General features: G+C 59.2%; 22 protein-coding genes and 1 pseudogene. 6 read left to right on the top strand and 17 right to left on the bottom strand.

Going from position 1 to position 26,130, the window contains the following annotated elements:
- Positions 1–67: 67 nt before the first annotated feature.
- The 5 genes from atzF to dksA all read right to left on the bottom strand — a co-directional run bounded on the left by atzF (position 68) and on the right by dksA (position 5,223).
- Positions 68–1,876, bottom strand: a complete 1,809-nt coding sequence (gene atzF, locus IEY47_RS05685) for an allophanate hydrolase (protein WP_188982181.1) — start codon at positions 1,874–1,876, stop codon at positions 68–70.
- Positions 1,877–2,143: 267 nt separating this feature from the next.
- Positions 2,144–2,782, bottom strand: coding sequence for an N-acyl homoserine lactonase family protein (locus tag IEY47_RS05680; RefSeq protein ID WP_229779234.1), 639 nt, complete (start codon positions 2,780–2,782; stop codon positions 2,144–2,146).
- Positions 2,783–2,954: 172 nt separating this feature from the next.
- Complete coding sequence (gene zigA, locus IEY47_RS05675; RefSeq protein WP_188982180.1) at positions 2,955–4,172, bottom strand: zinc metallochaperone GTPase ZigA; 1,218 nt, start codon at positions 4,170–4,172, stop codon at positions 2,955–2,957.
- 30 nt (positions 4,173–4,202) lie between these two features.
- Complete coding sequence (locus IEY47_RS05670; RefSeq protein ID WP_229779233.1) at positions 4,203–4,577, bottom strand: Fur family transcriptional regulator; 375 nt, start codon at positions 4,575–4,577, stop codon at positions 4,203–4,205.
- Between the two features lie 241 nt (positions 4,578–4,818).
- A complete protein-coding gene (dksA, locus tag IEY47_RS05665) occupies positions 4,819–5,223 on the bottom strand; it encodes an RNA polymerase-binding protein DksA (protein WP_188982178.1) in 405 nt (134 codons plus the stop codon).
- A gap of 345 nt (positions 5,224–5,568) precedes the next feature.
- Between dksA and IEY47_RS05660 the strand changes: the two genes are divergently transcribed.
- From IEY47_RS05660 to IEY47_RS05645, 4 genes are read left to right on the top strand one after another with little or no spacing between them, the layout of a single operon-like run.
- Positions 5,569–7,107, top strand: a complete 1,539-nt coding sequence (locus tag IEY47_RS05660; RefSeq protein WP_188982177.1) for an ABC transporter substrate-binding protein — start codon at positions 5,569–5,571, stop codon at positions 7,105–7,107.
- Positions 7,104–8,039 carry an ABC transporter permease gene (locus tag IEY47_RS05655; protein WP_188982176.1) on the top strand — a complete coding sequence of 312 codons (936 nt, stop codon included), beginning with the start codon at positions 7,104–7,106 and terminating at the stop codon, positions 8,037–8,039. The genes IEY47_RS05660 and IEY47_RS05655 overlap by 4 nt, the downstream gene beginning before the upstream one ends.
- Positions 8,036–8,857 carry an ABC transporter permease gene (locus IEY47_RS05650; RefSeq protein WP_188982175.1) on the top strand — a complete coding sequence of 274 codons (822 nt, stop codon included), beginning with the start codon at positions 8,036–8,038 and terminating at the stop codon, positions 8,855–8,857. Before IEY47_RS05655 ends, IEY47_RS05650 begins: the two co-directional genes overlap by 4 nt.
- On the top strand, positions 8,854–10,308 hold the full coding sequence (locus tag IEY47_RS05645) for an ABC transporter ATP-binding protein (RefSeq protein WP_188982174.1): 1,455 nt from the start codon (positions 8,854–8,856) through the stop codon (positions 10,306–10,308). Before IEY47_RS05650 ends, IEY47_RS05645 begins: the two co-directional genes overlap by 4 nt.
- 61 nt (positions 10,309–10,369) lie before the next feature.
- Here IEY47_RS05645 and IEY47_RS05640 read toward each other — a convergent pair whose 3' ends face one another.
- The 12 genes from IEY47_RS05640 to IEY47_RS05585 form a co-directional block, all read right to left on the bottom strand.
- Positions 10,370–10,720, bottom strand: a complete 351-nt coding sequence (locus IEY47_RS05640) for a hypothetical protein (RefSeq protein ID WP_188982173.1) — start codon at positions 10,718–10,720, stop codon at positions 10,370–10,372.
- 153 nt (positions 10,721–10,873) lie between these two features.
- Positions 10,874–11,383, bottom strand: a complete 510-nt coding sequence (hisI, locus tag IEY47_RS05635) for a phosphoribosyl-AMP cyclohydrolase (protein ID WP_188982172.1) — start codon at positions 11,381–11,383, stop codon at positions 10,874–10,876.
- 68 nt (positions 11,384–11,451) lie between these two features.
- Positions 11,452–12,786: a dihydroorotase gene (locus IEY47_RS05630; protein ID WP_188982171.1), complete on the bottom strand. Its 1,335-nt coding sequence runs from the start codon at positions 12,784–12,786 to the stop codon at positions 11,452–11,454.
- The gene (thrS, locus tag IEY47_RS05625) at positions 12,783–14,795 is read right to left on the bottom strand and encodes a threonine--tRNA ligase (RefSeq protein ID WP_188982170.1); all 2,013 of its coding nucleotides are present in this window, start codon (positions 14,793–14,795) and stop codon (positions 12,783–12,785) included. The genes IEY47_RS05630 and thrS overlap by 4 nt, the downstream gene beginning before the upstream one ends.
- A 3-nt stretch (positions 14,796–14,798) precedes the next feature.
- Positions 14,799–15,359, bottom strand: a complete 561-nt coding sequence (locus IEY47_RS05620) for a gamma carbonic anhydrase family protein (protein WP_188982169.1) — start codon at positions 15,357–15,359, stop codon at positions 14,799–14,801.
- 19 nt (positions 15,360–15,378) lie between these two features.
- Positions 15,379–16,407 (bottom strand): arsenic resistance protein, encoded by a 1,029-nt coding sequence (locus tag IEY47_RS05615; protein ID WP_188982168.1) that lies wholly within the window; start codon positions 16,405–16,407, stop codon positions 15,379–15,381.
- Positions 16,401–17,519, bottom strand: a complete 1,119-nt coding sequence (locus tag IEY47_RS05610) for an NAD(P)/FAD-dependent oxidoreductase (protein ID WP_188982167.1) — start codon at positions 17,517–17,519, stop codon at positions 16,401–16,403. Before IEY47_RS05610 ends, IEY47_RS05615 begins: the two co-directional genes overlap by 7 nt.
- Before the next feature lie 73 nt (positions 17,520–17,592).
- Positions 17,593–17,847, bottom strand: a complete 255-nt coding sequence (yidD, locus tag IEY47_RS05605; protein WP_188982166.1) for a membrane protein insertion efficiency factor YidD — start codon at positions 17,845–17,847, stop codon at positions 17,593–17,595.
- Positions 17,844–19,259 (bottom strand): cysteine--tRNA ligase, encoded by a 1,416-nt coding sequence (cysS, locus tag IEY47_RS05600; protein WP_188982165.1) that lies wholly within the window; start codon positions 19,257–19,259, stop codon positions 17,844–17,846. Before cysS ends, yidD begins: the two co-directional genes overlap by 4 nt.
- Entirely contained in the window at positions 19,256–20,326 is a 1,071-nt protein-coding gene (locus tag IEY47_RS05595; RefSeq protein WP_188982164.1) for a CobW family GTP-binding protein, read from the bottom strand. Before IEY47_RS05595 ends, cysS begins: the two co-directional genes overlap by 4 nt.
- Complete coding sequence (gene folE2 / locus IEY47_RS05590) at positions 20,316–21,239, bottom strand: GTP cyclohydrolase FolE2 (RefSeq protein ID WP_188982163.1); 924 nt, start codon at positions 21,237–21,239, stop codon at positions 20,316–20,318. Before folE2 ends, IEY47_RS05595 begins: the two co-directional genes overlap by 11 nt.
- Before the next feature lie 353 nt (positions 21,240–21,592).
- The gene (locus IEY47_RS05585) at positions 21,593–21,823 is read right to left on the bottom strand and encodes a hypothetical protein (RefSeq protein WP_188982162.1); all 231 of its coding nucleotides are present in this window, start codon (positions 21,821–21,823) and stop codon (positions 21,593–21,595) included.
- 213 nt (positions 21,824–22,036) lie between these two features.
- Here IEY47_RS05585 and IEY47_RS05580 point away from each other — a divergent pair, with 213 nt between their 5' ends.
- Together IEY47_RS05580 and IEY47_RS20730 are read left to right on the top strand one after the other, a co-directional pair.
- The gene (locus IEY47_RS05580) at positions 22,037–24,223 is read left to right on the top strand and encodes a TonB-dependent siderophore receptor (protein ID WP_188982161.1); all 2,187 of its coding nucleotides are present in this window, start codon (positions 22,037–22,039) and stop codon (positions 24,221–24,223) included.
- A 276-nt stretch (positions 24,224–24,499) separates the two neighbouring features.
- Positions 24,500–26,110: pseudogene (locus tag IEY47_RS20730) on the top strand ((2,3-dihydroxybenzoyl)adenylate synthase); the annotation flags it as partial.
- Positions 26,111–26,130: the final 20 nt, after the last annotated feature.

The raw sequence follows: 26,130 nt of genomic DNA, 5'->3' as shown, positions 1-26,130 counted from the left end.
GAAAACCGCTAAGCGTTTTCCACCCGCTGTCTGGTGGTGGATGGCCCTGGCCATCCACCCTGCGGTTTCAGTGCTTGGCTGTTTGCTGGCTGGCGATGAAGGCGCGCCAACCGCCGAAGGTCGTGATGTCGCGGGCGCCGTCGAGCGCGTAGGGCTCGCAGATGAAGCCCTTGACCCAGCGCCCGTCAGCCAATTGCACGTTGCCGATGCCTAGCGGCGGCGGGATCTCGGCCACGAATTCACCGAAGCGGGCCTGCGGGACGTCCCACAGCTCGACGATGATTTCCGCGCCGTCGTCCGCGACCTTCGCCAGGCCTGGCTTTGGCGGTACGGTGCCGGGGAGGGCGTAGAGGCGATAGGCCGGTGCGGTGGTGGTCTGTTCGACGAGCACCGCATCGCGTGTCATCAACTGGAAGTTCAGCGGCATGCCGGTGAGATGGGCACCCACCACCGCGACTCGGACGCTACCGGGGGCTTGTTTCGCCGTAGCCTGTTTCGGCAGCGCGCGGCCCGTTGCGCCGAGCGGCAAGCCCAACGCCTGTTGCCAACGTTCGCCAAATGCCGCAAGGGCATGGTCGTGCCATGCTGGCGCAATCAAGGTGATGCCGGCGGGCAAGCCATCGGCGCGGAATCCGGCGGGCAGCGCCAAGGCAGAAAGGTCGGCGAGATTGGTGAAGTTGGTATAGGTGCCGAACTGGCTGTTGTAGAGCACGGGCTCGGCGGCCATTTCAGCGAGGGTCCGAAGGGTGGGCGACGTCGGAACCACCAAGGCGTCGAAACCCACGAGCGCATCATTGATCTGACGGGACAGCTCCGCGCGGATGTACTCGGCCTTGTACGCGTCGCAGGCGCTGTACTTCAGACCGTTCTCGACGATACCGCGTACCACGGGGTCGATGTGTTCGGCGTTCACACCTTCCACCGCGACCGTTCGTTCAGCCACCCACGGGCCGTAGTACAGCTGTTCTGCCAGTTTCCGGAACGGCATGAAGTCGATGGTTTCAATCTCGGCGCCCAACTCACGTAGTTTGCCTAGCGCGGCCTCGTAAACGGCCTGGTTTTGCGTATCGCCAAAGAACTCGGTTTCGGCCGGTACGGCCAGCCGCGGCTTCACCGGCATGCCGACCTTTGCGCTGTTCGGGTTCTTCCGGCTGTAGGGATCGGCGGCATCGTACCCCCCGATGATTTGTGCGACCTGGGAGGCATCCGCAACGGTCAAGGCGAACACGGAAATGCAGTCCACCGTGCGGCAGGCGGGTACGAGACCGGTATTGGGGACCCAGCCTTTGGTCGGCTTCAGGCCGACGATGTTGTTGAAGCCCGCCGGAACACGTCCGGAGCCGGCGGTATCCGTACCCAGCGAGAAGGCAACCAGCCCGCGCGCGACCACACTCGCGGAACCGGAGCTGGAGCCGCCGCTGACATAGTCAGCGTTGAAGCTGTTGACGACCGCGCCATGGGGCGACCGTGTGCCGACGAGGCCTGTGGCGAACTGGTCCAGATTGGTCTTACCGATGAGGATCGCACCCGCTTCACGCAAGCGGGCAACGACCGTCGCATCGGCCTCCGGCGTATAGGCAAATGCCGGACAGGCCGCGGTCGTGGGCCAACCCGCAGCATCGATATTGTCCTTGAGGGCGAATGGGATGCCGTAAAGCGGAAGGGTTGTTTTGTCGCCGCTCACTGCGTCCAGACGCCGTTGTAAGTCCGCCAACTGCTGCTGTAGTTGCTCGGTACTCGCAAGCGCAATCCATGCGGAATCCACCTGTTGGCACTCTTCGGCAAGGAGTGGGATCAACACGTCTACCGGAGTAAGACCGCCGTCATAGAGTGCTTGCCATTCGGGAAGAGTAAGACCAGCAGTCGATAGAGACATATGTGGAATCCAATCTTGTATCCAAGTTGAATTCGCTTGAGCAATTCCGATGCCAGCTGGCTCTAGCCCAGTATTTTCGATGGTTTGAAAGCAAAGTTGGTGGATTAGCTAACTGTCTTCTGTATAGCAATGCACCAACGGTGATCGCTGTGCACATTACCGGTGCGGTTGTCGAAGACGTTGCGCCTCGCACGTATGGGACCTAGCGGGTGGGCGGTGACACAGCAGGCAACGCCCATTCGCTACGGAAACGCGCGCGCGTTGGTGTCAGTCGTAGAATGCGGGCGCGTGCTTGAGGGATGCGGTCTGCGCTGCGTCGTGGTTCAACCAAAGCGTGGCGTTTTCCGTAACGATCCGATCCATGGAGCGACGAGACGCCTCGGGATCGCTGTTCATGCTGGGTACGTTGCGGCGCTTAAGGTTGTAGTGGTAGTGCGCTACATCCGCTGAAAGCAAAACTGGGCCGGTACGTTGAAGCTTTACCAGCAACGAGCAATGACCGGGGGTATGGCCTTGCGTGTCGATGACACGGACAGCGCCATCGCCGAACAGATCGAGATCGCCGTCCATGAACTGAACATCCGCGTGCTTCAAGGCCTCATAGAGCGGCGGGGTATAGCCGTATTGCGCGTAGTCCTCGCCGAACATGGCGTCATGCTCGCGCTGCTGAATGTGCCATTTGGCATGTGTGAGCAGCCGTGCATTGCCGACATGATCGAAGTGCCCATGTGACAAGATGATCCGCCTTACGTCCGAAGCCTTGATCCCAACGTCCGACAACTGCTCGACGAGGGTTCGTACGACGATGCCGCGGAGTTCGTGAGCAATGATCTTGCCGCCGGCTGCTTTGGCAACCTCATCATCGATACCGGTATCCCAAAGTATCCATTCCCCCGCGCGGTGCATGAGCTAGGCATTGTAGGGCAGGATGATTTGCTGGTTCTGCCACCGCCCCGGGCTGTAGATCGATCGGTCCGGCGCCACGGCAAATCCGGCATTGAGTGCATAGAGGCGATCTATGTAGCCCAACTGGAGGCCGCCCTTCAGGGCGGCTTCCAGCGCATGCGCTCGTGGGGGCTCAAGGCCAGTCGGAAAAGGGATTGTTCCAGGTTTTCCAGACGCTTGGCCCTTGCGCCATTTCGGTGTCAGTCAATAGGCATCCGTCCAGCCATTCGCGCAGCTGGCCTTCATCCATGTTCATGCCGATAAGCACTAACTCCTGGCGGGCGTCGCCCACATCCGCGTCCCATTGTTCGCGTATCAGCGCCACCGTTTCTGCGTCTTCGGGCCATTGCTCTTCAGGCATCGCCGCCCACCAATAGCCGGCTGGCCCGTGCCGAGCCACGGCCCCGGCCTGGGACCAGCTGCCAGCCATGGTTGGATGGCAGGCCATCCAGAAGAAGCCTTTTGAACGTACAACGCCGGGCCATTCTTGCTGCACGAGATCGAAGAACCGCTGCGGGTGGAAAGGGCGACGGGCGCGATAGACGAAGCTATGGATGCCGTATTCCTCCGTTTCCGGCGTATGGGTACCGCGCAGTTCCTGCAGCCAGCCCGGTGCGTTGGACGCCTGTTCGAAATCGAATAGGCCAGTGGACAGCAACCGGTCCAGCGGTACCTTGCCGAACTCGGAGATTTCGATGCGGGCACGGGGGTTGAGGCTCTTGAGTATCGCGATGAGTTGATCACGCTCGGCCGCGGAAATGAGATCGATCTTGTTCACGACGAGCACATCGCAAAACTCGATTTGGTCGATCAACAGGTCGACAACGGTACGGGTGTCTTCTTCGCCCAACGATTCGCCACGTTCGGCGATATCGTCCTGGGAGCTGTAGTCACGCAAGAAGTTGAACGCGTCAATCACAGTGACCATGGTGTCGAGCTTCGCGACGCTGCTTAGGCTTCGTCCGTCTTCGTCCTCGAAGGTGAACGTTTCGGCGACTGGCATCGGCTCGGAGATTCCGGTGGATTCGATGACTAACTGGTCGAAGCGTCCGGCTTTGGCGAGGCGATCCACTTCGACCAAAAGGTCTTCGCGCAGCGTGCAGCAGATGCAGCCGTTGCTCATTTCGACCAGCGTTTCCTCTGTGCGGGAGAGTTCGGCACCCCCGTCGCGCACCAGGGAGGCATCAATGTTGACCTCACTCATATCGTTGACGATAACGGCAACTCTGCGGCCTTCTCGATTGTTGAGGATGTGGTTGAGGAGGGTGGTCTTGCCCGCGCCCAGAAATCCGGACAGGACGGTAACAGGAAGCCGGCCCGATTCGGGCGACGATACGGTTGTCTGGCTCATCAGGATCTATCTCGGTTAGTAGTCTTGCGGTTATCGATCGCTTCTATTTGGCGATTCGTTGGCGCAACTTGCGCAATTGCCGTGTACTTCGATCGTGGATTCGCCTGCGGCGAAATGGGTACGTGCCATCCAGTCGCGCAGGCTGTGGGTCAACGCTTGATCCGTGAACGCTTCTACCTGTCCGCAACAATCACAGATGGCAAATGCAGTGAAACTCGCATGGCCTTGCGGCGACTGGGAGGCGACATAGGCGTCCAACGTTTCAATTCGATGCGCCAGGCCGTAGCTGGTAAGCACGCGCAGGGCACGGTAGACCTGCATCGGCGCGTTGATACCGGTTCCTCGAAGGTTTTCCAGCAGCGCATAGGCACCAAGCGGTACCTTGGCCGCTTCCAGAGCAGTCATAACGTGTTGCTGATTGGCGGTAAGGCGTGTCGCCTTTTGCCGTGCTTTGGCCATGGATTGGTGTCACTACCAAATCAATGTGTTCAGTAGTTATAACATAACATATTGAGAGGTGTATGCCGGACTTACGTGACGTCGCGATGTGAAGCTAGGAGGAGCGCTTTCAAGGGGTTCGCATGAGGGTGTGCGAGCGGCGGAAATCAATAGGCACGCCGCCTGCGGTAGGGATAAGGCCAGCTGATTAGCTGTTTCGCAGATGTTTTTCTTTCTGCTCTTGGAGCTCTTTCGCCTCAATGGACAGTGTCGTCGTTGGACGTAGAAGCAGGCGTTTTAGGCCTATGGGCTCACCAGTCTCTTCGCACCAGCCATAGTCGTTTCGGGCGATACGCTGTAGCGCCTCGTCAATTTTGTCCAAGAGTTTCTTCTCGCGTTCAAGCAAGCGAAGCTGCCATTGATGCTGTTCTTCGGCGCTGCCAATGTCGGCAGGATCGCTGCTAGGCTCTCGTTCTCGAAGTCCTTCGAACTCGCCAGCAATACGGTCTTGCAACTCCTGACGCTGAGCGTTCAGTAGGTCCCTGAAAAACGCGAGCTGCGTGTCATTCATGTATGCGTCGGCGGGTTGCTGGAGCAGTTCTTGTTCCGTCATGAAAGCGCTTCCTATTGAAGAGGGTGGCGTGGCTAAGGCAGCGTTTGAGCGTATATCAGCCCCGAAATTCAACATGTTATGTTGTAACATTTGATGGCGGTCAAGCTGTTTCTCTCAATCCATCGTTCTGACCTATGCCGATCAATAGCGGGCGCGGAGATCCTGGGCCGTTTTGTTTTATTGAGACAAGAAACGATGAAATAGGAATGATTATCGACGTGCTGTCTGGATGTTATTTCGTAACATACCTATTATGTCCGGCTTCTGTCCTGTCGGCGATGCAGCGCGTTGCTCGACGGCTCCGCTGAAACCCATCTCAGATCAACTTTGATAACTAGGAATGTCATGTTTCTAAAGGCCCCTCGCCAACATCTGGCCGCGGTGGCGCTGACCGCGCTATTCGCTATCAACCCCAGCTTTGCTATCGCCGAAGACGACGTATTCGACGTTGTTGCTCCGTTCGAAATAGGGGGCCTCGATCCTTCCATCTCTGGTTTTGTATTCCAACGGATGCAAATCACCGAGACGCTGCTCGATGCCGATGAAAAGGGCCTTCCGGCGCCAGGTCTCGCAGAGAAGTGGGTCGTCTCTCCCGATGGCAAACGTTGGACGTTCAGCATCCGTCCCGGCGTTAAATTCCACGATGGCAGCGACTTGACGGCGAAGGCGGTGGAGAAATCATTGAACGCAGCGCTGGCTCAGCCGGGCATGCTCAAGAATGCCGACATCGCCACCATCGAGGCCCAAGGCAACGAAGTAATCATTTCCCTGAACGCGCCGTTCAAGCCTCTGAGTTCGGTGCTCGCTCACTCGTCGACCAATATCCTTGCGCCAGCGTCCTATGACGCGGAAGGCCGCGTACAGAAGATCATCGGTACGGGCCCGTTCAAACTGACTGGCATCGAGCTGCCGCAACGTCTGTCGGCCGAGCGGTTCGAGGCCTATTGGGGCACCAAGCCGACCATTACCAAAACCACTTACCTGGCTGCAGGCCGTGGTGAGACCCGTACCCTGATGGCCGAAAGTCAAGGCGCGGACATGGTCTTCCAGCTAGACGCGCCCAGCATTTCGCGCCTCAAGCGTTCGGATGACGTACAGGTACTCATGGGGCCAGTTCCGCGGGTCGTGATCCTAAAGGCCAACGCCGGCGAGGGCGCAACGGCGTCGGTTGCGGTACGCCAGGCACTCAGCCTTGGGATCCAGCGCGAAGGTATTGCCGCGGCGGTATTGCGAACGCCGGGTACCGATGCAAAACAAATGTTCGCCGACAACGTGCCTGCCTGGCACGACCCGGCGCTGGCGCCGTTGACGTTCGATCCCGCAGCAGCGAAAGCGCTTTTGACGAAGGAGGGGTGGACACCCGGCGCCGATGGTGTGCTCGAGAAGAATGGTCAACGCTTGCATTTGCAGTTGCTGACCTACGCGGATCGGCCTGAACTGCCCCTGATTGCGACGGCAGTCCAAGCCCAGCTTGGCGAAATCGGCGTAGACGTCGAAGTGTCGGTCACCAGTTCCAGCGCGGTGCCCGCCGCCCATACCGACGGCACGTTGCAGCTTGCTCTTTACTCACGCAATTACGCGCTGGTACCCGATCCACTGGTGACACTGCTGGGTGACTTTACCCGCGGCGGTACGGAATGGGGGCCGTTGGGCTGGAACAATCCGAATTACGAAAAGACCATGAGCGCGTTGCTCGAGAGTGATGACCCTGCGGAACAGCAACAGTTGCGCAATAAGATCGTGGGATTGATCCAGCATGACCTGCCGCTGATTCCGATCGCTTGGTACCGCCAGTCCATCGCCGTCTCCAAGAAGGTGGAGGGCGCGGCCATCGACCCATTCGAACGTAGCTTCGGCCTGACCCACATGCGGTGGGCGGAATGACGCGACTGCTGACATTTCGGCTCATGCAAGCGGTGATGGTCGCAGTACTCGTCGGTGCCTTGACCTTCCTGCTGATGAGTCTGCTTCCCGGTGATGCGGCTTACCGCATTGCCGCAGGACGCTACGGCTATGACATGGTGAACAGCGCTGCCGCAGATGCTGTTCGCGCCGAGCTGAACCTCGATGGTCCCGTGTTGAGCCGCTTCGCCGCCTGGATCGGGGATTTATTGACCCTCGATCTTGGGCATTCACTGGTCTCGGGCGAGCCCGTGCTGGCGGTGGTCGCCCATGAGTTGGGCGGATCGATTCGTCTCGCGGTCGGCGCAGTGCTGCTGTCGTTCATCATAGGTCCCGCGCTGGGCATCATGGCTGGGCTACGTCCGGGCGGGCTGCTGGATCGCGGGCTTCTGCTGGTCAGTACCGCCATTCGCGCGATTCCGCATTTTGTCCTGGGTGTCTTGCTGGTTCTGGTGTTCGCCGTGACCTGGCGCCTTCTGCCGTCTGCGGGATACGGGACATTCGCGCATTCGATATTGCCCACGCTGACGCTGGCCCTGGGTCTTTCTGCGGTGTCGTCTCGGGTCGCACGCGATGCGACGGTCGGGGTGGCTTCCTCCGCCTTCTACGCCTTCGGCCGGCTCAAAGGGCTGAGTGGTTTCAGCGTGTTCGTTCGTCACGGGCTTCGCAACATCGGGGTGCCGGTGGTCACTTACCTCGGCGTCCAATTGGTGTATCTGATCGAAGGCGTCGTCGTGGTGGAGACCTTGTTTGCGTGGCCGGGCATCGGTCATGGGCTCGTGCACGCGGTGTTCCATCGCGATGTACCGATGGTGCAGGGCACTGCGCTGGCGATGGGGTTGCTGTTCGTGCTGCTCAATACCTTCGTCGACCTGGCGAATCACCTGATCGATCCACGCCGGAGGGATGCATGAGTTTCGATATGACGGTCGCGGACGCGACGTCGCCGCCTAAATCCATGGCGCGATTATTCGGGCTGGGCGTTTTTGTGTTGTTAGTGCTGTTTGCCGTACTGGTACCGATGTTCTGGCCGCTAGACATTGCCAAGCAAGATTATTCGGCCATCTTGTCCAGCCCTAGCGATGCGCATCCGCTGGGAACGGATCACCTGGGCCGCGACATGCTTGCGCGGCTGGCATCGGCGGTCCGGCTTTCGTTGGGACTGGCGCTCGTCAGCGTGGTCACGGCAGCGATACCGGGCGTGCTGCTGGGTATCCTGGCGGCATGGAAGGGGGGCGTCGTCGATAAGCTGCTGGGCCTGCTGACCGAGATGTTTCTTGCACTCCCCGGGCTACTGCTGGTCCTGCTGATCGTTGCGGTTTTCCCAGGCTCGTTCCTCGCGCTCTATGGCGCGGTGGCGTTGGTCCTCTGGATCGAATATTTCCGCATGACACGCGCGCTATCGCGCACCGTGCTGGCGTCACCCGCCGTCGCGGCGACCCGCTTGCTCGGGTTCGGTCCGCTGTATGTCATCCGGCGCCACCTCCTACCGGAACTGCTGCCCGTCTTACTTACCATCGCGGCATTCGGCGCGGCGTCAGCCATCATGGCCATCGCCGCGCTGAGTTTCGTCAGCGTGGGTGTGAAGCCACCTACTGCAGAGCTCGGGCTGATGATCACGGAACTGTTGCCGTACTTCTCCGAGCAGCCGTTCGTGATTGCTGCACCCATTCTGGTGATCTTCCTGATCATTTTGTCGCTGATGCTGATCGCCGGAGGGCGTAAACCATGACGCCACTGTTGAAGACTGACGCATTGGAAATCCGGACAGCAGAGCGTCAGCTCGTGGAGCCGCTGTCCATCGAGCTCTACCCAGGGCGTGTGCTGACCATCATTGGCGAGACCGGATCAGGCAAAAGCCTGTTTGCGCAAGGCGTCGTCGGCAACTTGCCAGCCGGCCTTCATGCCCATGGCCGGGTTCATTTCGCCAATGGTTTCACCGAAGAAGGGCGGGAGGACGGGCGTAAAAAACTCTGGGGCCGTGAGTTATCGGTATTGCCGCAAGAGCCGTGGCTGAGTCTCGACCCAACCATGCGCGCCTTACCGCAAGTCGTGGAAAGCTACACGCATGTAGCCGGTCGCACTTCGTCTGATGCGCGACAGCAAGCACGTACCGACCTCAAGCGCCTAGGACTGGAAGGCGCGGAGACCCGATTCCCGTTTCAGCTTTCCGGCGGTATGGCACAACGGCTCGCGTTCGCGGCGACACACGCCGGCGGCGCCAAGGTGATCATTGCCGATGAGCCAACCAAAGGCCTGGACAGCGCACGCATTGGCGAAGTGATCGCCTTGCTTCAAGCCGGCTTAGCCGAGGGTGGGGCGCTACTTATCATCACTCACGACATCGAAGTCGCACGGCAACTGGGTGGGGACGTGATGATTATGCTCAAAGGCAAGATCATCGAGACCGGCACCGCGGACGACGTACTCAACAATCCACAACATGAGTACACGCGGGTGCTGTTGGGCGCCGATCCCACACGCTGGTCTCCGCGGAAGCGGCCGCGTCCTCAGGGGGAAAGTGTCGTTACGGTAAGCGAGCTGACTGCCGAACGGGGCGGAAAGACGCTGTTCGAGAACCTTTCATTCGACGTGCGCCCAGGCGAAATCGTCGGAGTGACTGGGCCTTCAGGATGTGGCAAATCATCGCTTGGCGACATCATTCTAGGATTGGCCAAGGCAAAGGCCGGAAAGGTCGCACACGCCGCCGGAGCCAGACGTGTCGCGTTCCAGAAGCTGTATCAAGATCCGGTCGCAGCCTTTCCTCCCACCATCACCTTGGGCCGCAATCTGGTCGACCTAGTGCGGTTACACAGGCTCGATGCCTCACGGATAGAGGGGCTGATGACTCGCTTGCGACTCGATTCCGTTCTGTTGGACCGGCTGCCAGGCAACGTCTCGGGCGGTGAACTGCAGCGCTTTTCCTTGCTTCGGGTTTTGTTGCTCGACCCGGTTTTCATTTTCGCTGATGAGCCTAGTTCGCGCCTGGACCTGATCACTCAGAAGGAAATGATCGAGCTGCTTGTCGAGGCAGCGGACAAAAACGGTACGGCGGTACTGTTGGTGAGCCATGATGAAGCGCTGGTCGACGCCGTCTCGGATCAACGCATCCATCTGGGAACGGACGTGCCATCGTCTCAACCGCACTTGCCTCAGAGAACCGCTCTGGCAGCCAACGTCTGAGAAGTGCCTGAGCTGCTATCTAGCGTTGCGCTGCTTGCGGCGCAACGCTAGAGGGTCATGCTCATTTCACGACGGATACCGGACCATGATCGTCGCAATGGTCACCATGTGGATGATGCAGGTGTCCGTCTACCAGGTAGTCCACATGATCACCATGCGGCACCGCCTCGTGTCCGCAGCCCGGCCCATGAACATGATCCGGCGCATGGCCGGCGCATTGATGATCAGGTGTGCAGCGTTCCGGGTTCGTGGCGCTCACATCTAGCGAATGCTCGTCTACATGGTCGCCATGAGGGTGATGGAGGTGCCCATCGTGCAAGTAATCCACATGACCGTCGTGCTCGATCGCGGTATGGCCGCAGCCCGGCTTGTGCTCATGTGCGTGATGGGGATGTTTGTCGCAGGTGCTCATGATGTCTCCAAGTGCGGTGCAGAATTACGATGAGCATAAAGTCGTTGCGGTGCTGCCGTCGACTTGATTCACCTTGTCTGTATGGCGCCTCAGATGGATGGCGAACACCGTAGGACAGAAAACGAAAACAAATCGCGACGACTTCCCAGGCATTTACAGTTTCGTCGGATTTGGCGCATCCCCGTACACCTCAACTGGATCAAAGGTTTTGGCGGATTCCGTGAACAACAGGCGATCACCCGCGATACGCTGAGAGCCAACCGGTACCTCGCGATAGAAGCATGAGCGGTAGCCGACATGGCAGCTAGCGCCAGAGCCAGATACGCTGACGCGAAGCCAGACGGCATCTTGATCGTCGTCGATACGCAGCTCTTCGACCTGCTGGACGAGCCCGCTGGTAGCCCCTTTGTGCCAAAGGATCCGACGCGAGCGGCTCCAGTAGTGTGCTTCACCGGTCTGGATGGTTTTTTCTAACGCTTCGGCGTTCATATAGCCGAGCATCAATACCTCGCCACTGTGCGTATCGGTGGTGACGCAGGTCAGCAAACCGTCACGATCGAATTTGGGTGCTAAGACTTGACCTTCTTCCACCTGCTCGATGGAAATTCTTGTGGCAAAACGAACGGGAGCGTTCAGCTGAACGGTCTCGGATTTGGAATGCATGGTGAGTTCCTTGATAGGAAAGATCCGGCATCGAAACGCCAATCTATAAGCGGGGCTATGGTTGAGCATCAAAAAAAAACGATGGGCTGCCCGCAAGGCTGGCCGGCCATTGCCTCGTCGCGGACGGCAAGCTGGCCGCGCACGACGGTATGGATGGGCCACCCAGTGACGCGCTTGCCGTCATAAGGTGTCCAGCCACTGACGCTGGCGATCCAGTGGTTAGTGATGGTTCGTTGCGCGTGAAGGTCTACGAGAGTCAAATCGGCGTCGAAGCCCAGTGCAATACGGCCTTTGCCTTGGATACCAAATACCCGAGCGGGACCGGCGCTCGTCAAATCAACCAGTCGGTGCAGGCTCAAACGGCCGTGGTGCAGGTGGTCGAGCAGGATAGGCAATAACGTCTGAACGCCCGTCATGCCGCTGGGTGAGTCTGGGTAGGGCTTGGCTTTTTCCGCACGTGTGTGGGGCGCGTGATCGCTGCCGATGACATCCACCACGCCCTCCTGGATTGCCTGCCAGAGGGCGTCCTGGTGATACTGCTCGCGTACTGGCGGATTCATTTGAGCGAGTGTACCCAGCCGTTCGTAGCATTCGGGCGCGGAAAGCGTTAAGTGATGCGGGGTCACTTCGACGCTCACCCGATGCTTGTGTTGCGCGAGATAAGCCATTTCTTCGCCGGTAGACACGTGCAGGATATGCAGCCGCCGTCCACTCTCTGCTGCCATCTCGACGATGCGCCGCGTGGCCATTAACGCACTTTTCACGTCGCGCCAGTGTGGGTGCTGAATGACATTGACACTGGCCTCGACTAGGGCCCTGCGTGCTCTTAGCCGCGCCTCGTCCTCGGCGTGTACGGCCATGCGCCGCCGTCCGTTTCGCACGATACGACGTAACACGGTCTCATCGTCCGCCAGCAGATCACCAAAGGAACTGCCCATGAAGACCTTGACGCCCGCGCAGCCTGGCAAATTTTCCAGCATGGGCAGGTGCTCCGCATTTACGCCGGAGCCACCGATATAGAAGGCATAGTCGCACCACGCACGGCCCGCGGCTCGATCGAGCTTGGCCTGTAAATCCTCGGCGCTTAGCGTGAGCGGTTGCGTGTTGGGCATTTCGAACACGGAAGTAACGCCACCGAGCACAGCGCCACGCGTGCCGGCTTCCAGCGTTTCCTTATGCGTCAGACCGGGTTCTCGGAAATGCACTTGGCTGTCGATCACTCCGGGCAACACATGCAGCCCAGCAGCATCGAGGGTCGCATCTGCCGTCCACCGTCCGCGAAGGTCTCCAAGCGCGACGATACGCCCGCTCTGGCACGCGATATCGATGCGTTCGGCCCCATTGGGCGTTAACACTGTTCCGCCCAGGATCAGCAGATCTGCATGCAGCAGTGTACTGGTCACGGCACGGGCTCCAAGGCGGCCTCGCTACGCGTCGCGCCTAGACGAGCGCGCAGTTCGTGTTGCGCCGATTCACGCATGGCAACATCGGGCGCTTGCGCCTCTCGCCTTAGCATGGCCACCGCCTGCTCCAACGAATGTGTACCCAAGTCTTCGCCCTCACGGCTGCGAATGGCGACCGTCCCGGCTTCGCGTTCTTTCGCACCGGCCACTAAAAGGAAGGGCACGCGTTGCAGCGTTTGCTCGCGAATCTTGTAGCCGATCTTCTCGTTACGAACGTCCGACTCGGCGCGCAGGCCCACCGTGCGCAGCAATGCGGCAATATCGCTTGCGTAATCCGCGTACTCTGAACTGATGGACATCACTACTGCCTGTACGGGCGCAAGCCAGGTAGGCATCTTGCCCGCGTGGTGCTCGATGAGAATGCCGGTAAAGCGCTCGAAAGAACCGAACAGTGCGCGATGAAGCATGACGGGCCGTTGGCGTTGACCGCTCTCATCCACGTAATCGATCCCGAACCGCTGCGGCAAATTCATATCAACCTGCAAGGTGCCACATTGCCAGTCGCGGCCAATCGCATCACGCAGCACGAATTCCAGCTTTGGCCCGTAAAACGCGCCCTCGCCGGGATTCAGACCATAAGGTAGCCCCATGTCATCCAGCGCATGGATCAACGCGCCTTCCAGCCGGTCCCAAGTGGCATCGTCTCCCATACGATTGTCGGGCCGGGTAGATAACTTGATACGGACGTCTTCGAAACCGAATTGCTGATAAATATCCAGCACCAATGCCACGACTTCGCGGCATTCATCGTTCATCTGCTCGGGTGTGCAGTAGATATGGGCGTCGTCCTGGGTGAAATGACGCACACGCAACAGACCATGCAAGGCGCCGGACGGCTCATATCGATGAACCTTGCCGAATTCGCCCATACGGATCGGTAGGTCGCGATAGCTTTTCAGGCCGTGCCGGTACAGCAAGACGCTGCCTGGGCAATTCATCGGCTTGAGCGCTAGCGATCGCCCGTCTTCGGTTTCTGTGGTGAACATGTGGTCACGGTAGTTATGCCAATGACCGGAGATTTCCCACAGGCGCCGATCCATCACATCTGGCGTATTGACTTCGGTATAGCCCGCATCTTCCTGACGCCGCCGCATATACTCGATCAGTTCGCGAAACAGCGCCCAACCCCGCGGGTGCCAAAGCACGGCGCCCGGTGCGTCCTCCTGAAAATGAAACAGATCGAGCTCACGCCCTAGTTTGCGATGATCGCGCTTTTCGGCTTCTTCAAGCCGCTGCAAGTAGGCATCGAGCTGCTTCTTGTCCGCCCAGGCGGTGCCATAGATGCGCTGCAGTTGCTCGTTTCTCGCATCACCCCGCCAATAGGCGCCAGCCAGTTTCGTAAGCTTGAACGCCTTCAGAAAACGCGTGTTAGGTACATGCGGACCGCGGCACATGTCCACGTATTCCTCATGGTGGTACAGCCCCATGGCGTGCTCATCCGGCATGTCTTCGATGAGACGTAGCTTGTAGTCCTCGCCCCGTGACTGAAAGATTTCGATCACCTCTGCCCGAGGCGTCACGCATTTGACGACGTCGTAGTCCCGCGCGATCAACTCACGCATGCGCTGTTCGATAGCGGCGATATCTTCCGGCGTGAAGGCTCGCTCGTAGGCGATATCGTAATAGAAGCCGTCTTCGATGACGGGGCCGATCACCATTTTGGCAGTCGGGTAGAGCTGCTTCACCGCGTGGCCCAGTAAGTGCGCGCAGGAGTGGCGAATGATCTGCAGGCTCTCATCGTCCTTCGGGGTGACGATATGGACGGTCGCGTCGTGCTCGATCGGGTCGCAAGCATCCACGAGTTGGCCGTCGACCTTGCCGGCAACGGTTTGTCGCGCCAGACCTGGGCCAATGGCGGCGGCAATTTCGGCCACGCTGACCGGTCGCTCGAAGGCGCGCCGCGCACCATCGGGCAGCGTGATGGTGATCTGTTCGGCAGAGGTGGACATGGTTTAGAACTCGTTCTGGATGGACTTATAGCCGCGTACTAACTCGTTGTTGGTACGCGCCACATCTTCGGAAAAATCGCTAGCATCGGCCGTTACCTGGGGCAGGGCAGCAAGGTCGGTTTCCGGTCCAATACGCTCGGTCGAACGAACGTAGAAGCCCGAGGGGAGATGAACGCCATCGACGACGGCGTTGTAGCGCACCACGCAGCGATCCTCGATCGTGCAATTGAACAGCACACTGTTAAAGCCGATAAACACGCCGTTGCCAACGGTACAGGGCCCGTGAACGATGGCACGGTGCGCGATGGATGTGCGCTCGTCAATGGTTACTTGAGCCCCAGATTTGGAGTGAATCACGACGCCGTCCTGAATGTTGGAATGCGCACCAATGATGATGGGGTCAATGTTGCCATCGGCATCCATTTCGTCTGCCCGAATCACCGCATAGGGGCCGATGAAAACATTCTCTTCGACGACCACAAGGCCGCAGAGAATGGCCGTTGGGTCGACGAACGCGCTGGGGTCTATCTGTGGCAGGTCGCCACGGGGGTTTTTCCTGATCATGGCTTATCGGTTCTTGTGTTTAAGTGGAAGAGGGCCCACGGGCTGCGGAGGGCAGGCCCGCGTTACGCTGGCGCAGGGCAAGCAATACGCGCCGCAAGACGGTGAGATGAGGAAACTCGACGAGCATGCCGATCACCAGCGCGGCGTAAATCAATGGCTGGTCAGGCAGTACGGCCATGGTTACCGCCAGCATCAATGGTGCATTGCGGGCGGCGATGGTCATCGTGAGTAGAGCGTGATCTGGAAACGGCAGACGAAACAGGCGACTAATGCCTTCGCCGATCAAAAAGGTCGCGACAAAAAAGGTGAAGACCGCTAGCAGTACCCACGCGAATTCAACGCGGTGCTCCATGATCACTGCGATGTTGCCGGCAAATATCTGCAGTACGAGAAGCGCGATGACCCAGGGTACGATCACATCCGCAAGGGCCAACACCTGTTCAAAGCGTGCCTTGTTCAAGGCTTTACGCACTACTTGATGCAGGGCTACGGCGATCACAAAGGGCAAGAGGAACCAGTGCAACAGCGTATCGCCCATGACTCCCGCTTCGACTTGCACCGTTTGCTGGGTGAACAGCGCCAGGTAGAGCGGATACAACAGCAGCTGCAGGATCATGTTCAACGGCATCAAGGTCGCGCCCAGCGCAACGTTGCCACCGGCCAGCCGGGTGAACCCCAGAAACCAATCGGTGCAGGGCGACATGAAATAAATCACCAGGCCAACCATCAGCAACGGGCGGTCGCTCAGGAAAAGTGACGCCACGCCATAGCCGATTAGCGGTATCACCGTGAAGTTGGTAACCAGCGCAACCAGTAGAAAACGCAGATTACCGACCGCCTGTAGCAACGCGCCGAAGCGCACACCGAAGAACAACAAACCGATGAGCGCGAGCAGCGTGTAATCCAGCTGATCGCCCAGCCATTGGCCACCCGAAGGTACTGCGTGACCCAGGCACGCACCCAAAGCGATAGCGCCTACGATCAATAGTGATGTCAGTGCCACTCCAGGAAGGCCGGGCATGTTGGTAGAGCGCGTCGACGTTAGCATTGGCAGTCCTCGCAGCAATCGCTGTTGCCGAAGGGGCCCCAGTCGCCGTCACTCGCCGGTGTGTCTGGATCGATGCCCATCTGATCGGCAATGTGCGCACGGATCAGGGCAAAGCGCTGGCGGAACTTGTAGATGAAGCAGTAGATGACCGGGTCGTGGCGTACCTGCGGTCCAACCAAATAAAGCCCTGGTGTACGGGTTGACTCATCCACTTCTGTGAGTGCGATACGACCTTCGTCATCCCAATCCCAGAACTCTTCGATTTGCCGAGCCCCGCCGCCCTTGAAGAACCCGGTGCCCAGGATGGGCGGATAAAAAGCGTTCCAGGCGCGACCATCGCCGGCGATGATGTGAAAGTCGTCGCTCGAGCGACGATCGACCGCCATCACGTCTGCGCCGAGAACGATTTCCAAGTTGCCCGAGCGGAGGGCGTCGTTGAGCCGGCCGCGGGTATAAGGTGATAGCGAAAGGCTCGGATCGGCTGCGCTGTCCGGCCCCCAACTTTGACTTCGCGCAAGGACACGGACCTGGCTCCCAGCGTTGACGAGGTTGATGGCGGCGTCGAGGCTGCTCTCGTAGCCACCGATGACCGTGTGCTGCCCGATCGGGAAGTCGTCCCAGCGCTTGACGTGCGCATAGTGGTGGCAGTGTTCCGCTCCGGTAAAAGGCTGTAGATCGGGGAACTGAAACTCGCCGGTCGCCCAGATCAGAAAGCGCGTATGCAGATCACCATGGTCGGTGGATACGACAAAACTACCGTCATCGATCCGTACCACGGCAGTCACTTTGCACTGCTCGGTCAGCGGCAGGTCATGCTGCTCGGAGAGCGCCGCCAGATAAAGCGCGTATGCCTCGCCACTCAGGTGCTCCTCGCCCGCGAACAATGCTGGCGAACTGGTTTCGTTGACGGCGTTGAGATCAGCCAATCCAAACGGATTACTGTAGAACGATGGGGTGATGAACCGCGTCTGCGCCGGCCAGCGTCGAAACGACTCGCCAATCCGTCCCGCTTCGACGATGCCGTACTTGATCTCTCGCTGCTTATCCAGCGCGAGTGCCATACCGATACCCGCGGGGCCCGCGCCTACGATCAGGACATCGAGCTCAATCACGCGCCACCTCCCCAACGAGCATCCTGCACGCGTTGGTGCGCTCGCGCGTTATGTCGCCTACGCATTTGATTGGTTAGCATGAGGGGCGATCTCCTCGCGATTTGGCAGGAGGTACTGGATCAAGCCCTCCCGGATGGAAGGGATGGCAGCGGCTGAGCCGGCGCAGGGTCAGCCAGCTGCCTTTAAGGGGTCCGTGGGCTTGCACCGCATCTATCGCGTAGTGCGAACACGTCGGATGAAATCGGCAGCGAGGGCCGAGTAGGGGGCTGATAGCGAGTTGGTAGCCGCGTACGAGCAGCACCAGAATCCGGGTAACGAAGCGCCTCATGAGGAAACCTCCTCGGCGTATCGCCAATGCGTGCCTTCGGGCGTGTCGCAGATCGCGATCCCAGCGGAATCCAGCTGCCGGCGGACGGCGTCCGCGCGGGCAAAATCGCGTTGCTGGCGGGCTTCGTTGCGTTCGCGAAGGAGCTTTTCGACGTCGTCGGCTTCGACACGCTCCGGCTCGTGAACAAGACGGGAGCGCAACGCACCGAGCGCGCTATGCGCCGGCTGTTGCAACAAGCCCACCAGCGCTGCAGAGGCACGTAGCGTTTGGGCCGCTTGTTGGGCTTGGACCGGGTCTTGAACATGGCCGATGGCTGCCGACATTTCATGCAAGCGGCTGATAACTCGCGAGATATTCAAGTCATCTCGTAACGCAGACAGCACTTGCGTATCCACCGGCACGGTCGATGACGGAGTCTCGTCGTGTTCAACCTGTGCCAGACGGCTGTACCAGCGGGTGAGTGTCTGCTTCGCATGCAGGACGCGTTCGGCGTTCCAATCCAGTGGGTTGCGATAATGCGTGGCCAGCAGCGCAAAGCGGATGGCCTCACCGGGCGCCTCTGCCAGCAGGTCACGCACCAACAGTACATTGCCGAGCGATTTGGACATTTTCTGCCCGTCTACCGTAACGAAACTGTTGTGCACCCAGGTGTGGCAATAGAGTTCGCCATGGGCGCAGGTCCCTTGTGCAATCTCGTTCTCGTGGTGAGGAAAGATCAGGTCCTGTCCGCCGCCATGAATGTCGACAGTGGTGCCCAGGTGTCGACCAATCATCGCGGAACATTCAACGTGCCAGCCGGGGCGCCCATATCCCCACGGACTCTCCCAGCCAGGTTGATCGTCGTTCGACGGTTTCCATAGGACGAAGTCCATCGGGTCGCGTTTGTAAGGCGCTACTTCGACGCGCGCGCCTGCAAGCATGTCTTCTGGCCGCCGCCCGGACAGTTGGCCATACCCCGCGTAGGATGGAACATGAAACAGCACATGGTGCTCTGCCGAGTAGGCGTGTCCACCCTCGATCAGCGTCTGGATCAGTTCGATGATCTCCGGCATGTGGGCCGTGACCCGTGGCTCCAGATCGGGCGTGTCAACGCCTAGCGCGTGCATGTCATCGTGGTAAGCCCGGATGTAGCGCTCAGTGATCGCGCTGATGGGAACGCCCGCCTCCGCAGCAGCGGCGTTGATCTTGTCATCGACGTCGGTGAAGTTGCGGGCATAGACGAGCTCGGCATAGTCATGCCGCAGCAATCGCGCAAGAATGTCGAACACGACCGCCGGGCGGGCGTTGCCGATATGTGCGTAGTTGTAGACCGTTGGCCCACAGACATACAGCGTTGCCCGGTTTGGACGTTCGGTCCGTAGGGGCACCTTGGCGCGGGCGAGCGTGTTGTAGAGATGGATGGTATCCGTCATGCAGAAATCTCCCACGCCTGGGGCATGATTTCGCGGAAGGCATCGAATGTGCGCTCGATAAAATCTCGATCGACATCCTGCGTGATGAAAACAAGACGCGAGCGGCGATCTTCACTGGGCCAGGCAGGCAAGGGCACCGGCGGATAGAAGATGTGCTGTACGCCATGCAGCACCAACGGCTGGGCTCGTCCGGCGACGTTCAGTACACCCTTGATGCGCAGAATCCGGCTGCCGACGAAGTCCATGAGCGTCTCGAGCCATTCGAAAAGTACTTCCTCAGGAATGGGCTCGCTCAGCGAAAAACAGAAGGCGCGGATGTGGTCATCGTGGCGGTTGACGTCGTGAACGTGGTGGTGATGACCATGACCGTGTACCGTGGCGTAATCTTCTTCTCGCAACCATCGCTCGACATCTGGCGTTTTGCTTCGCGTCGAAAAGAGCCCCAGATCCAGCACATGCGTGCTCGACACCTGACCGGCTAAGACCGTATGGCGGGTTGCGCTCGGATTGATGGCATCCAAACGCTGCATCAGGGCTATACGGTTTTCGCTCGTAGTGAGATCCGATTTGGAAAGGAGAAGGGTGTCAGCCATTGCCGCTTGTTTGATCGCTTCGTTGTGACGATCCAGGGTGTCAGAACCTACGGCGAGGTCGACGACAGTGACAATCCCGTCAAGCCGGTAACGTGACGCGATGTAGTGATCGGTCATCAACGTGTGAATGATCGGCGCCGGATCCGCGAGCCCCGTAGTTTCGATGAGGACGCGACCGAATTGCCGCTCGCCCTCGCGGGAAAAGCGCCAGGTGATATCCCGAAGCGTTTTCACCAAATCGCCACGAATGGTGCAGCACAAGCATCCGCTGCTCATTTGCTCAACCACGTTCTCGGTGCTGTGGGCGATCAGCAGGTGATCCAGCGCCATTTCGCCGAACTCGTTGATGATGACTAACGCATCGGACAGCTCAGGCTGCTGTACGAGGTGATTGAGAACAGTCGTTTTGCCGCTGCCAAGAAAACCAGTGAGTAGGGTCACCGGGATGAGCGGGGTAGTCGCATCAACGTTCATGAAGCACCTGATCCGTCGTCGAACGTGCCCATGCCGAGGCATCGTGCGGATGCAGGCTTTCAAGGTGGCGAACGTGAACCTGCGGGTTCCGATATTCCCCGCTCAGGGCTCCCAGTATCCGGCGAGAAGCATCTTCGACGAACATGAGGTTCTGCCCATTCAACGCTGCGAAAGCCTGTTCATCTGCGCGTTTGACAGCCGTTTGCACCGGTGTCCCAAGCGTTTGCTCTACTTGGTCTATCAGGGCAAACAGTCCTAGGGTTGGGGCATCACTCGGCACATCGACCTCTACCGTGGCCTCGCTACGCTGGCTATGGGGCGTGGCCAGCGTAGCGTTCTGACGCAACCAAGCGGCCACGGTTGCCGGCTGTATGGCTTGATCGCTCGGAAACGCGTGTAGAAAGCCTTGCTCGACGATTTGCCGTGCGAGGGCGGCAGAGCAGGGGCAGGTCGAGGAGTAACCCACGCCGACCGTCAGCCGGAGTTCGAATGTGCCGCCAACCAAGGACGCGTCCAGTGTTACGGGGTACGCCTTCCAGCCGGATAGCCCTTCGGTGATTAGCGCGGGCCTTCGGGTCAGAAGATCCATCTGCAAGCGCAGGCGCGCATTCTGGCTACTGCAGTCGTGATGGCTATCAATCATTTCCTGGAGCAGTGGTTGCAATAAGACAGGCGAGAGGGCAACGCCATCACTGAGCGTATCCAGCAGCCGATAAAGCCGGGACATATGGATGCCCTTGATATGGGGTGCCGGTAGATCGACCTGAACATCTGCCCGCGCGTGCACCTCACGGCGATAGCCCGGTTCTTCCAATAGCAAAGACAAATCTATGCCCTGCATGCCGACCCACTCCAGAGGACGCAATGCAGGTGCGAGATCGGTCATAGATACGTCGGGAAGTACGGCTGTCATGAGGATTCCAATTAGAGCTGCCTGATGGCGACGCAATTGATATTGAGAAAACGCGCTGCCTGGGCCGTCTGCTGAAATCGCCCTGGAGGTGTTCGGCTGACGACCAAGGGACGGCGCACGGAAAACCGTTAGCGGCCTTGTATGTGCAGTGCATGCAGTGACAGGCAGCAACCGCTAGGTCCGAGCCTCATATGGCGGCACCTTCTATCAGCAATAAATGCATGAGTTATAACATAACATTTAAAGTAGAAAAGAAAAGAGCCTCTAAGGGGCTCCTAGCCGTAATGTGTCTCACTCCAGTCACTTAACGAACGTACAAGCATCCTGATGTTTCAGGCGCCCGTGATCGAACATCAATTGCTGGGAGACGCCTCAGCAGCTGCTTGTCGGTACCAATCCAGTACCGAACGCAAATGAGCAGCGCCGTAGAGCTCGGTAAAGCGCTCCGTCTCGTATTCCTTTGGGTTAGTGAGGATCGCGAGACGTTTTTCGATGAACGCTGGCGTTAATGCAAGGCCGCATTCGACCGTGATGCAGTGCCGCCAAGTGGCGTAGTCGTAAGGAATGGCGGGGGATGTTTTCATGAGCTCGCTCCGAAATGCGGTGTGGCGTTTGTGGAAAGGAAGGGTACGCGCCCAGCCAATAGCGTAGCTACTTCTGGTACCTCCTTATTGATACACGAGACACGCCCGCCCGAGTGGGCACTGTTCAGGTGCATGACATATTCTTGACAAATCAAATGCTAACGATTCTCATACGCGCCCGTTACCATTTGTTACTAAGTCAGGAACCCTTTCATGTCGCGTCTTACACCGTCGCGTTGCTTCAACACCCCGCGCAGTCTGTTGGCCATGGCCATCTGTATGGCCACTCTGAATCCAGCACTCGCTGACGACAACAGCGAGACGCAGGAGCCCTCTCCCGCGGGCACCATGGAACTTGGAGCCACTGAAATCAGCAATTCCCAGCTGGGCAGCGTCACCGAGGGTTCCAAGTCTTACACCACGGGAACAATGTCGACCGCGACCAAGCTGCCGCTGAGCATGCGTGAAACGCCGCAGGCCACTACGGTGATTACCCGTCAGCGCATGGACGACCAGGGAATGACCAGCATCAATGATGTGGTCAATGCGACGCCCGGCTTGTTTCTCGACTATTCCAATGGGCCCGGCCGGCAGACCTATTCGGCACGCGGCTTCGACATCGACAACCTGATGTATGACGGCATCCCGAGCGGTTACCAGGGATGGACTGTCGGCGCGCAGCCGAACCTGGCGATGTTCGATCGTGTCGAGGTTGTACGCGGCGCGACGGGGCTCGTAACGGGTTCAGGAAATCCATCGGCAGCCATCAATATGGTGCGCAAGCGACCACTGGCCGAGCAGAAAGTTACCCTGACCGGCGCTGCTGGCAGTTGGGACGACTACCGCGGCGAGATCGACGTTTCCAGCCCGCTTAATAGCAGCGGCACCCTCCGAGGCCGAGTGGTCACCTCATACCGGGACGCCAATAGCTTCATCGATGATAGGGAAGAGGACCATGGCCTGTTCTATGCCGTGACGGAAGCGGATCTGAGCGAAGACACCACCCTGACGCTCGGTTTCTCCCACCAAAAAGACAAGACAAACTACTTCTGGGGCTCCTCGATGGTCGGCCTCGATGGCCGTCACCTGGACCTGTCACGTTCGTACAACCCAGGCACCGACTGGGAAAACAAGGACCAGGAGATCAACACGGTATTCGCCGAACTGCGTCAGCGTCTTGCGAACGACTGGAAGCTTCAGCTCAATGCCAATTACTCCGAGCAGAACGCCATTTTCCAGGGGTCCTATCAATCGCGTTGGGCTGAAGATAAAAGTCTGGGCCGGACCGTCTACCGATCCGCTCACGATGAAAATCAGGCCGGCCTGGACGCCTTCGCCAGTGGCCCATTCGACGCGTTCGGGCGTACCCATGAGCTCGTAGTCGGCGCCAGCGAGCGCATCTACGACATGACAGACCACAACTACAGCCCGTACGACCTCGAATGGCCGCTCGACGGCGGAAAACCGAACTTCGTCCATACCGGCAATAGCCGAGCGGTCACGACCCAAAACGGTGTCTACATGACCACTCGCCTGAACCTGGCAGACCCGTTGAAGTTGATTCTGGGCGGACGCCTGGACTGGTACGACTACGATGACAAGGAAAGCTCAGAGGGGGACTACAAAGTCACCCGCAATGTGACCCGCTACGCCGGCTTGATCTACGACCTGGACGAGCATCACTCGGCCTATGTCAGCTTCAGTGACATCTTCACTCCGCAGACCGCCAAAGATGCCTCAGGCAAGCGGATCAAGCCGATCGTGGGCAAGAACTATGAGGTGGGCATCAAAGGCGAGTACTTCGACGGCGCGCTGAACGCGAGCTTGGCCCTGTTCCGTGTCGATCAGGAGAACAGAGCCGCCTCCTTGATCGATAAATCAGGATGTGTGGACCAGACTAACTGCAGCGAAGCCTCCGGCGAGGTTCGCAGCCAGGGTATCGATCTCGAACTGCAAGGCGCACTCACCGAAAACTGGCAGATTGGCGGCGGCTACACCTATGCGCCCGTACACACCATCAAAGATGACGCCAACCCACAGAACGAGAACCAGCGCTTCGACACCGATACGCCGGAGCACCTTTTCAAGCTAACCACCACCTACCACTTCCAAGGTCCGCTGGAAAAACTGCGCGTCGGCGGCAACGTTTCCTGGCAGAGTCGCATGTACAACGACATTGCGCTGGCCGATGGCAGCAGCTATCGCCTGAAGCAAGGCGCCTACGCCGTAACCAATCTCATGGCGGGTTACGAAGTCGACGAACACCTGGACCTGCAGCTCAACGCCAACAACATCTTCGATCGTGAGTACTACTCGTCCATCTCCAGCTCCGTGGACTATGGCGGCGACACCTACGGCACGCCCCGCAACCTGATGCTGACTGCCAAGTACAGCTTCTAACCCGCGGGGGCACGACACCAGCGATCCCGAAGGGGGACAGATTCAAGATCTGTCCCCCTTTTTCATTTCTCCTTACGCAAAAAAGAACGCTCGAATCACTGTCGCGGAGGACAAAAAATACCGACCGGGTCATTGGTGAGTCCGCTCGGGGTATCTGTGTTTGTGAGAATCATTACCATCTTCTCCAGGAGGTCTGGCCGGTGATGCGTGATCTGCGAAAGGAGTCGGTTATCCGCAACTGGCGGGCCAGAAGATGGCTACGGCAGGAGAACGAACATGAGCGGAGACGTCACCTTTCGACCCGACTCGCTATGCGATGAATACGAACGCCTGGGGTATTGGCAGAACCTGTCGCTGGGGCAATGCCTGAGCCGCTGGGCCGCGCAATATGGCTCGGCCATCGCGCTGGTCGAAGGGGACCGGCGACTTTCCTACGTTGAACTGGATAACCGCGTCGAAGCCCTGGCGCGAGGCTTTCGTGCCCTCGGCATTGACGCTGGCGAACGCGTGCTGGTGCAGTTGCCCAACGGGATTGCCTTCGTCGAAACCTGCTTTGCGTTATTTCGCATTGGGGCATTGCCGATCCTTGCGATGCCCGCGCAACGGGAGAAGGACATCGAGGCGCTGTGTGATCTGGCGACGCCTGTGGCTTGTATCGTCAAAGAACGTTTTCTCGGTTTCGACTACGCCACGATGGCGGAGCGAGTGGCCGCGCCCAGGGACTTTTTGCGTCATGTGATTGTGGATGGCCAACCCGTTATCGGCCCGCAGGTAACCGGGCAATCGCTGGCAGATGTCCGCCGTCTTGGCGAGGCCGCGCCTTCCTCGATCCTGGACGCCCCGAGCGCACGGGATGTTGCGCTATTACTGCTTTCCGGCGGCACCACCGGCACGCCGAAATTGATCCCGCGGTTGCATGCCGATTACGTCTACAACGCCGAAGCATCGGCGCAGCTCTGTGGCCTGGACGCCTCCAGCGTCTACCTCGCCGCATTGCCCACTGCGCACAACTTTCCGCTTGCGTGCCCCGGCATCATAGGCACGCTATCGGTCGGCGGCCGGGTCGTGCTGGCTCACACGCCAGGCCCGGATGAATGTTTCGCGCTGATCGCGCGGGAGCGTGTGACCTTCACTTCGCTGGTGCCGCCGATTGTGCAGCTGTGGGTAGAGGCCCGAGAGTGGGACGACACCGATCTGTCTTCCCTGTCATTCATGCAGGTAGGGGGTGCCCGTTGTGATGCGGTGCTGGCCGCGAAGGTGACGCCTGCTTTCGGCTGCGCCTTGCAGCAGGTCTTCGGTATGGCCGAAGGGTTGCTTTGCTACACGCGGTTGGACGATCCGCTGGACGAGGTTCTGCACACTCAAGGGCGGCCGCTCTCGCCGCTGGATGAAGTCCGTCTGGTGAATGAACGGGGCGAAGACGTAGCGCCCGGCGAGGTCGGCGAGCTGCTCACGCGCGGTCCCTACACCATCCTCGGCTACTACCGGGCCAGCGAGCAGAACGCCCGTGCCTTCACGCCAGACGGCTTTTACCGGTCTGGAGATCTGGCACGTCGGACCCCGAGCGGTAATCTGCAGGTGGAGGGCCGCATCAAGCAACAGATCAACCGCGCCGGCGAGAAGATCGCCACCGAAGAGATCGAGGAAGCGCTGTGCTTCCACCCCGCGATCGAGAGCGCAGCCCTTGTCGGTGTGCCCGACGAGCGCCTGGGTGAGCGCAGCTGTGCGTTTCTGATCGGCACCGATCCGGCGCTGCGGGTTAGCGATCTACGGGCGTTCCTGATCGGCCGAGGTCTACCGGCCTATAAGTGCCCCGACCAGATCGAGTTCATCCGCCATTGGCCGCTGACGCCTATCGGCAAGGTCGACAAACAGAAACTCGCCGCGCGCCTCGGTCCAGCCAAAGA

The sequence above is a fragment of the Pseudomonas matsuisoli genome, from assembly GCF_014647635.1.
Classification (GTDB): Bacteria; Pseudomonadota; Gammaproteobacteria; order Pseudomonadales; family Pseudomonadaceae; genus Pseudomonas_P; species Pseudomonas_P matsuisoli.
This window is presented reverse-complemented; position numbering and strand designations above follow the sequence as displayed.

Bases quoted from the DNA above. Each gene is read 5' to 3' on its own strand.
- atzF (WP_188982181.1), bottom strand. From the start codon at position 1,876: ATGTCTCTATCGACTGCTGGTCTTACTCTTCCCGAATGGCAAGCACTC.
- IEY47_RS05680 (WP_229779234.1), bottom strand. From the start codon at position 2,782: ATGCACCGCGCGGGGGAATGGATACTTTGGGATACCGGTATCGATGAT.
- zigA (WP_188982180.1), bottom strand. From the start codon at position 4,172: ATGAGCCAGACAACCGTATCGTCGCCCGAATCGGGCCGGCTTCCTGTT.
- IEY47_RS05670 (WP_229779233.1), bottom strand. From the start codon at position 4,577: ATGACTGCTCTGGAAGCGGCCAAGGTACCGCTTGGTGCCTATGCGCTG.
- dksA (WP_188982178.1), bottom strand. From the start codon at position 5,223: ATGACGGAACAAGAACTGCTCCAGCAACCCGCCGACGCATACATGAAT.
- IEY47_RS05660 (WP_188982177.1), top strand. From the start codon at position 5,569: ATGTTTCTAAAGGCCCCTCGCCAACATCTGGCCGCGGTGGCGCTGACC.
- IEY47_RS05655 (WP_188982176.1), top strand. From the start codon at position 7,104: ATGACGCGACTGCTGACATTTCGGCTCATGCAAGCGGTGATGGTCGCA.
- IEY47_RS05650 (WP_188982175.1), top strand. From the start codon at position 8,036: ATGAGTTTCGATATGACGGTCGCGGACGCGACGTCGCCGCCTAAATCC.
- IEY47_RS05645 (WP_188982174.1), top strand. From the start codon at position 8,854: ATGACGCCACTGTTGAAGACTGACGCATTGGAAATCCGGACAGCAGAG.
- IEY47_RS05640 (WP_188982173.1), bottom strand. From the start codon at position 10,720: ATGAGCACCTGCGACAAACATCCCCATCACGCACATGAGCACAAGCCG.
- hisI (WP_188982172.1), bottom strand. From the start codon at position 11,383: ATGCATTCCAAATCCGAGACCGTTCAGCTGAACGCTCCCGTTCGTTTT.
- thrS (WP_188982170.1), bottom strand. From the start codon at position 14,795: ATGTCCACCTCTGCCGAACAGATCACCATCACGCTGCCCGATGGTGCG.
- IEY47_RS05620 (WP_188982169.1), bottom strand. From the start codon at position 15,359: ATGATCAGGAAAAACCCCCGTGGCGACCTGCCACAGATAGACCCCAGC.
- IEY47_RS05615 (WP_188982168.1), bottom strand. From the start codon at position 16,407: ATGCTAACGTCGACGCGCTCTACCAACATGCCCGGCCTTCCTGGAGTG.
- yidD (WP_188982166.1), bottom strand. From the start codon at position 17,847: ATGAGGCGCTTCGTTACCCGGATTCTGGTGCTGCTCGTACGCGGCTAC.
- cysS (WP_188982165.1), bottom strand. From the start codon at position 19,259: ATGACGGATACCATCCATCTCTACAACACGCTCGCCCGCGCCAAGGTG.
- IEY47_RS05595 (WP_188982164.1), bottom strand. From the start codon at position 20,326: ATGAACGTTGATGCGACTACCCCGCTCATCCCGGTGACCCTACTCACT.
- folE2 (WP_188982163.1), bottom strand. From the start codon at position 21,239: ATGACAGCCGTACTTCCCGACGTATCTATGACCGATCTCGCACCTGCA.
- IEY47_RS05585 (WP_188982162.1), bottom strand. From the start codon at position 21,823: ATGAAAACATCCCCCGCCATTCCTTACGACTACGCCACTTGGCGGCAC.
- IEY47_RS05580 (WP_188982161.1), top strand. From the start codon at position 22,037: ATGTCGCGTCTTACACCGTCGCGTTGCTTCAACACCCCGCGCAGTCTG.